Below are 7180 nucleotides of genomic sequence, written 5' to 3' on the forward strand. Positions count from 1 at the left end.
ACTGAAATAGAGGTGTAAGCAATCCCATGAGAATAGCTCTATGACACGGTCTCACAGAAAGTAAGTATAGCTCAGCGAACGGCGCTTCGCTCTCCCGATTCAAACACACCCCTGGAAAAACGAACCTCCTGGTGGTCAACACCTCATGGTGCAACGCCGATTTCGATTCAAACAATATCATAGCACTCGGCTCGAGGGACGGCTCTCGAGCAAACCTCACGAGTCGGACCCCAGAGCAACCAGAACCCCATAGCGAAAACAAATACAACCTCATGGGAGCGACGGACCGACGCGGGTCTCGACCTCTCGGAAGGATCGCGCGGGCGCACATAGCGGTGCCCGGCAGTCGAGCCTCGATTCAACACACCCCATGCAACCCCGCCGATCTCGGGAGAACGCCGGCGACGAGACGTGAGCGCCGCGTTGATTACGTCCCGCGTGGTGGGTCGTCGTCGGGGCTGTCGGCTATGATCTCGCAGGCGATCTCGAGGAGTCGGTTACGCTCGTCGCTCAGTCGCAACGTTGCTCAGTACGAAATGTGGAAACCGGGGGAAGATTTCCAAGAGACGGTGGGGNGGGGTGTGGGGTGTTCCCAGATGGCTTTGATTTTGATCTGCCTCTTCTGGATACTATGTATCCAAGGCGAGATCTCGAGTGGCGAGGACGTTGTCCTCGCATATGAATTGTGAAAGTAGTCTCAAAAAGCGTTTTGGTCACATATAGCATAGAGGAATTACCAAAACGCATGCATGAGTGTGTATCCCATCAAGCCGTAGAAAGAAGCTATAATAGCTGACAACTACAGTTGGCACGGTCAACCCACCACCTACCACTCACCACCTGACCGTGCCTTTCACTACGCAGTCTCGAATGTCTCGCTTCTGAGCCGCAATCGAGCGGTCAGACTCTTGTGAGAGCCGCACGTAGCCGATCGTAGGCGCGTCGACCCAGTCAGATTCAGGGAGATCGCCAGGGTCGGCGACGCCTTCGCTGTTCCTGATCATGGACTACTCCTCGCCGTTGTCGTGAATGGTGATCTCCAGTTTGTTACTCGCGCCGCCGATGGACCACTCGAGGGTAGTCTCTCGAACCATGTCGAAGAACTCGGCGAGGTCTTTCGGGATCGTAGTTCGGTACTGTTTCCGATGGTAGTCGTCGCCGTCGGGGTTAGTCGTCGTTGACTCGGTGACCGAAACGGTAGTTTCTGGCATCCCTGGTTTAACCCTACATAAATGCGTACAATGAGGGTTACGGGTGGGGAGAATCAGGTGTCCCGGAAACCCCCCTTTCCGGGACAGTAGCTTCGGTCATAGAAAGCAACTACGACTCAGCGAATGGACCCGTCGCTCTCTCATTCAAATACACCCATGGAAGAACGGACCTCATGGTGCAACGCCGATTCTCGAATCAACTACCTCATAGCAGAACGCACTCAGCGTCGTTATCCCTAGTTCGACTATGCGATCGGTACCATCGAGACCGATCGGTCTCGGCAACAGTTATCCATGAGCTGATCTGTCTCGTCTTCTTTCACAAAAGTCGCGAGCAGCGGCGCGAGGAGCATCGAGAGGCACCAGTGTGGACTCGAGCAAAGTGGTGGATCTTCGGTGAGTCCGGCGATGGCGATCGTGAGGAAAGCCGATCGTTCGAAACGCTGCCGAGTCGTTCGACTTACTCGCGGATACGGCCGCGCTCGAGGAGTGAGCGGCGGTAGCAGTGTGAGGTGGTCGGTGTGGGGGTAACGCTAACCATAACTCCTATATCCCACTCGAGGGTAAACGTAAACGTTAGGCGTCGGTTCCTGAGTTCCGTTCAGGACCGGCTTTTAGGGGACGATTCGTATCGCCAGTGGCGCCACCGTCGTGAGCGTGAGTAGTAGGTAGACTACTTTTGGGCTGGCTTCGAACGCGAGCCGAAGCGAGACTCCTGACCAGCTCACACTGCCGCAAGCGGCCAGATCAACTCTATAGCGGTGGCTGTTATCATCGCTGCTCATATCGTCTCTGGTGTGTCGCCAAGAAGAACTCGGGTGACGTGTTAGGCGTCGGTTCCTGAGTTCTTTCTCGAACGACATCTATCTTCAATGGACGGTCGGGATAAAAATGCACTCTTTGCGCGCGGGTGCTTCAAATTAAACATATCTGTGACCATATTTGCTACAATATGTGGAGGGGTAGGCATATTTGAGAGATATATAATAGGGAGGTACCGACCGCTCAGCGAACTGAAGGACACGCTCGACGACGTCGGGATCTACGACGCCCACATTGTCGGCGCGAGCATGGGCGGGACGGTCGCCCAGCGCTACGCGCTGGAGTACTCCCGCGCGAAGATGCTGACGCTTCTGTGTACTACCCACGGCAGGGTCGACGCGGTCCCGATCCCCGACGAGACCTAGGAGCACATGTTCGACGTGCCCGACGGCGCGAGCGAACGGCAAGCTACTCGGCGAGAAGATTCCGAACACGCGCCTCGAACTCGTTGAGGGCGGCTCGAACTACTTTTCATCGAGGACTCGGAGATGGTCAACGAGACGCTGCTGTCGTTTCTCGCCGATCACGAGTGATCAGTCGCCGGCGACCTCCGGCGCGGTCGCCGGCGGATCCGAGACGCGGATCCGCCCGTCTGTCCGGCGGGTGTGTGCACACAACGCGTCGATTGCGTCCGGATCGATGACGGTGTACAGCTGCTCAAACTCGAGCAGATCGACGTCGGCGGCCGCGCCGACCGCCTCGAGGTCGGCCTCGCTTGCGCTGTCGCCGGGGATCGCCTTGTTCATGTCCTTGAGGTAGTCCAGCGAGAACAGCGAGTGGGCGGGCCTGACCTGCAGGTCGATCAGGTCCTCCCGAGTAAGTTCGAGGTGGACATCGTCGGTGTTGCCCTCCGCATCGATGTAGAAGAACTCCTCGCCCTTGTCAAGTTCGAGCTGAATGATCTGTCTGGAGTCGGCCATTCTGTCGATGTCCTCGAGGCCGTTGATCTAGATGTGGAACTTGCGGGTCTCCTCGTCGAGTTCGTGTACTTTTGGTTATGCGATGGCACACAATCGCGCTCCTAAAAATGGCTACGGAGACAGTAGAGAGAAATTCCATTCCAGATAAGTTATATTATTGGTTACACAGAGACAAAAGTAATATCATATACTTTCAACAGTAGCGGGTATCTTCACATATTACTAATAGCTCGTTCAATTTTCCCTAATGTGTTTTCAATACTTTCTAAACTCTGCTCAGTTGAATTATCACTTTCACTATGATGGGATATTAGATCTTCTAAAAGTATATTTACATCATAGTCCGGCTGAACTGATTTTTTATTGCTAAATATATCCTGATATCTTATATCAATACTAATATTCTCTCTTTCCTTCCATGAATCAATTGACATGTTATATTCCTCGGGTACTGGGAGTACTGCTTTATCTCCTTGAGAGATGTTGTATCTCGAGAAATCGAGTTTTTCACTGACATCAGGCAGGTCTATGGTACCCGTGATATTAATTGCGGGACCGTTTCCAATATTTTCTATTGCGGGAGCAACATTACCTATTCCAGTTGGAGTGAGGACTACCTGAAACACTGGTTCTACTTCTTTTCTCTTAGAATCTTGTTGCTCTTCTAGCAAGAAAGCATTTAAGATAACCGATACAGTAGTGACAAGAACCAGTGTTGCAGACACAACAGCAGATACAAATTCTGAACGAAATCTGCCTTGATAAGCTCCAATAAGGAAAACTAACTCTACAAATAGTACGATCACTACCCCCATGATAGCAAACTGAAGACTTCTTCCCATAGATAATCAGATTATTGTAGAGTCAACTTAAAACCGTTCTGTGTGCTCTTTTAGTTGCAGTGTTGCACGCAAGACAACGGCGTCATAGAAATTTTGATTTTTGAAGACGTGCGTGAACGGTACGAGACAGTCGAGTCTGCTGGGCCGTTGCAGGAGTGTTTTGAGATGAGGTTGGTGAGATTTATCCAACCGGAACCAAATCGTGGTGGCGAAACGGGACTGGAAGTTCGTCGTCTGCCTCGAGGTCGCGAAGGGTATACGAGTGCGCATCTGTCGAACGGCCAGTCTCGGCACCAAGATCATCCGTGTGGACTTTGGCAACTTCGCATATCATGCCATGATACTGGGCATCGGGATCATCTGCACCAAGATAGATCTGTACCAGATCACCGACTGAGTACGCCTTCTTCGATGGCTGAGGAATATCCTCCATTGTCGCATTCTGTATGGACTACCTGTATCAGTCCATCGCTAACTTTCGGTTTCAGATTCGAGGAGTACACAAATTGTTTCACAGATGAGTCTGTAGAGTGATCTATGCCTAGTACGAATTCGACCCACGATATCGAGAACTGGGAGGGTGTCCTTGGTCCACAGTCCGAGAGCGAGCCATTGTTCTACGAACTCAATTCTGGGGATAACTCTGTACGTCTCGTTGGGCCCTCTCCTGGTCAGTTCTATGACTACGACCGGGATGAATTTGAGCAGCTTGTTACCGAAGGTGAATGGGTGCTAGCCGAAAACGATCCCGAAAAAGAGGTTTTTCTGACGCCTGATGGTGAACAGCCGTACTAGCTGGTTTTCTATACGAANGAATGGGTGCTAGCCGAAAACGATCCCGAAAAAGAGGTTTTTCTGACGCCTGATGGTGAACAGCCGTACTAGCTGGTTTTCTATACGAAGGATATCTGCCTTTCAGGACTTTCCCAAGTCGGAATAGACAAGAATGGAAGAGGCGATACAGCGACCTGCCGTAACGATCGTTGGGCTCAAATTTTCAGCGAGTGGGCAACGAAGGAATATCAATTAAATCGTTAGCATATTTCCATTGATTCGCAACCACTCCCGACGCTCTTGATAGTCTGGGACGAGTGTACCGACAGTATTCCAAAAAGGATCAGAATGATCCTCGTGGTATGCGTGTACCAGTTCGTGAACGATGACGTAGTCCTGAATCCGGACGGGTGCGAGGATCAGTCGCCAATTTAAGCGCACCGTTCCGTTCTCGTACTCCCCCCACCGATGATCGATTTCACTGATGTCGATCGAAATCTCACCGAGGCCTAATTTTGACTCGTAACGCGGACTCCGTTTCGGGAGTTCTTCTTCGGCACGGCGGATATACCAGTCGACAACTGCCTGCTGCTTTCGCCGAATACTTACGTAATCTCCGGGCGCGTCAAAGCGGTGTGCCTCGAGTGTGAACGTGTCTCCATCGAATGATAATTGTGGTTCCGGAACATCAGCTTCTATGACCTCAAGCCGATATTTACGACCGCGATACGGGAGTTTCTCACCACTCAGGAACTCTTTAGAGTATGGCGGCTCTGATTGTTCTTTGAGTCCGTAAAGCTTCTCGAGAAGCCATTCACTCCGATTTTCGAGTACCGTTTCGATATCATCGAGGGTTGCCGTCATCGGCGCTCGAACGGTAAGCTCAAGCGAATGATCGAGTGAAAGTCCGATTGTCTCGCGGTCTCTCGACCAGTCGACCTCGTAAGGAATGACGGTCTGGCCGATGTGGTATTGCCTCATGGCTTGTAGTGCGCCCGCGCGAGTTCCACAATCTGATTGGTAAGCTGTGTTCGCTCATCGGCTGACATAGAAACGTCAGACTTGATGAGACGGAGCTTAACCGCTTTCCGAAGCCTCTGCTGTACTGTCACCTTTTGCTGCCACTCAACAACGTCCGCAATATCTTCGACCTGAGCGACGATGTCTTCAGTCAATTTGACGAGCATTTCTTGATCAACGGCCCTATTCTCGGTACTGAGCACCTCCTCTAGAGCATGGTAGAAGGAAAGCTCTGTTCCATCGGCGAGCCCCTTCGAGCGGGCCTGCTGGTCGCGAGTTCGCATCTCGTTGAGGACTTTATTGAGTTCTTCAAGGTACTCACGGTCAGTCAGCCGACTTTGTTTGTAATTTTCGATGAGTTCTTCGACGCGCTCCTGGAGCGAACCGTACTGCACGGGATCTTCGTCAAATCGAACCGATAGTTCGTGCTTGACTGCGTGTTGCATTTCACTCGCCCGTGCTTCGTCGCTCTCTAGCTTATCCATCTTCGCACCGAACGTGCTCTCGTCCATGATCGATACTGGCTCGTCGTTGAGCACGTCGATCCCCTTCGATCGGATGTGTTTCTGGATGAGTTCCCGAACCTTCTCACCGCAGCCTTCGAGGTTCATCGAGTCGTCCCGGTACCGTTCTTTTGCACGAGCAAAAATCTCGCTGAGCCGATCGAGATCGCCCTTGTAGGGATTCGCCATCGGATCCGGAAGGACGACGTCCATCAACCGTGAGAATCGCTTGTACGCGTTTTTGAATTCGATACGGACGTCTTCGGGTTCGAGTGTCTGGAGACACGCCTCCATGTCATTGAGGTCATCGAAGAAGGCAGTCGCCTTTCGATGGGCGGCTTCGAGTTCGGGCTTCTTGTCCGAGAGGGGGATCATCGCGTGTTTCACGTCATCGTCACTAAACATCGCGAGCGCCGTTTTGAGGTCGTTCGAGATACCGTAGTAGTCAACAATGAGCCCGTGGTTCTTCTCGGGGAAAGGTCGGTTGACACGCGCGATCGCTTGGAGCAAGTTGTGCTCTTTCAGTGGCTTGTCGAGGTACATCACCTGGGCAACTGGCGCGTCAAAGCCGGTGAGCAGCATATCACAGACAACTAGAAGCTCGACCTCGCCGTCAGGATCGATGAACTCATCTTTGTACTTCGAGAGATCGGTGTCGCTCGGTGCCCACTGCTTGACCTCCTCGGGGTCATTGTGGCCGTGGGAGATAACGACTCGAGACTCGGGACCATTCAGGTTGTCGAGTTTCTTCTTGTACTCGATAGCGGCTCGTTTGCTCGTCGTGACGACCATTCCCTTGAACGGACGGGCGATCTCATTCTCAAAGTGGTCGATGATGTCGAGGGCAACCTCTTCGATCCGTGATTCAGCTTCAGCAAGATCGCGCTCACGAGCGTAGCGCTTCTGAATCTCGGCTTTCTCCTCCTCGGTTCGGTCCTGAAAGACGCGATCGAAGAGTCGATCGAGATTCGCCCCCTCGAGATGGAGGTCAGCGAGTCGGCCCTGGTAGAGAATCTCGACGGTGGTGTTGTCCTCGAGTGACTGATCGATAGTGTAGGTGTCAATGTAATTGCCAAAGGTCTGGCGGG

At 52.3% G+C, this 7180-nt stretch carries 7 protein-coding genes and 2 pseudogenes; 3 read left to right on the forward strand and 6 right to left on the reverse strand.

Going from position 1 to position 7180, the window contains the following annotated elements; translation table 11 throughout:
* Positions 1-427 precede the first annotated feature (427 nt).
* Both C492_RS26045 and C492_RS08045 read right to left on the reverse strand, forming a co-directional pair.
* On the reverse strand, positions 428-520 hold the full coding sequence (locus tag C492_RS26045; RefSeq protein WP_449289502.1) for a DUF7386 family protein: 93 nt from the start codon (positions 518-520) through the stop codon (positions 428-430).
* Between the two features lie 487 nt (positions 521-1007).
* Positions 1008-1211 carry a hypothetical protein gene (locus tag C492_RS08045; protein ID WP_008422211.1) on the reverse strand — a complete coding sequence of 68 codons (204 nt, stop codon included), beginning with the start codon at positions 1209-1211 and terminating at the stop codon, positions 1008-1010.
* Between the two features lie 1019 nt (positions 1212-2230).
* On the opposite strand from C492_RS08045, the pseudogene C492_RS25830 reads away from it, so the two are divergent.
* Positions 2231-2395 (forward strand): annotated as a pseudogene (locus C492_RS25830) (alpha/beta fold hydrolase); the annotation flags it as partial.
* Positions 2396-2566: 171 nt separating this feature from the next.
* Here C492_RS25830 and C492_RS25540 read toward each other — a convergent pair.
* Both C492_RS25540 and C492_RS23565 read right to left on the reverse strand, forming a co-directional pair.
* A pseudogene (locus C492_RS25540) lies at positions 2567-3016 on the reverse strand (HalOD1 output domain-containing protein); the annotation flags it as partial.
* A 149-nt stretch (positions 3017-3165) separates the two neighbouring features.
* Positions 3166-3768 (reverse strand): hypothetical protein, encoded by a 603-nt coding sequence (locus C492_RS23565; RefSeq protein WP_152424841.1) that lies wholly within the window; start codon positions 3766-3768, stop codon positions 3166-3168.
* Between the two features lie 232 nt (positions 3769-4000).
* Here C492_RS23565 and C492_RS24160 point away from each other — a divergent pair, with 232 nt between their 5' ends.
* Entirely contained in the window at positions 4001-4192 is a 192-nt protein-coding gene (locus C492_RS24160) for a hypothetical protein (RefSeq protein ID WP_008422217.1), read from the forward strand.
* A 140-nt stretch (positions 4193-4332) separates the two neighbouring features.
* Positions 4333-4590, forward strand: coding sequence for a hypothetical protein (locus tag C492_RS23570; RefSeq protein ID WP_152424842.1), 258 nt, complete (start codon positions 4333-4335; stop codon positions 4588-4590).
* A 231-nt stretch (positions 4591-4821) separates the two neighbouring features.
* Here C492_RS23570 and C492_RS08065 read toward each other — a convergent pair whose 3' ends face one another.
* Positions 4822-5550, reverse strand: coding sequence for a M48 family metallopeptidase (locus C492_RS08065; protein WP_008422218.1), 729 nt, complete (start codon positions 5548-5550; stop codon positions 4822-4824).
* Positions 5547-7180: type I restriction enzyme endonuclease domain-containing protein (locus C492_RS08070; protein WP_008422220.1), on the reverse strand; the 1634-nt coding region annotated here is incomplete at its 5' end. The genes C492_RS08065 and C492_RS08070, both read right to left, overlap by 4 nt.

Source organism: Natronococcus jeotgali DSM 18795 (assembly GCF_000337695.1).
In the GTDB taxonomy this organism is placed as follows: domain Archaea; phylum Halobacteriota; class Halobacteria; order Halobacteriales; family Natrialbaceae; genus Natronococcus; species Natronococcus jeotgali.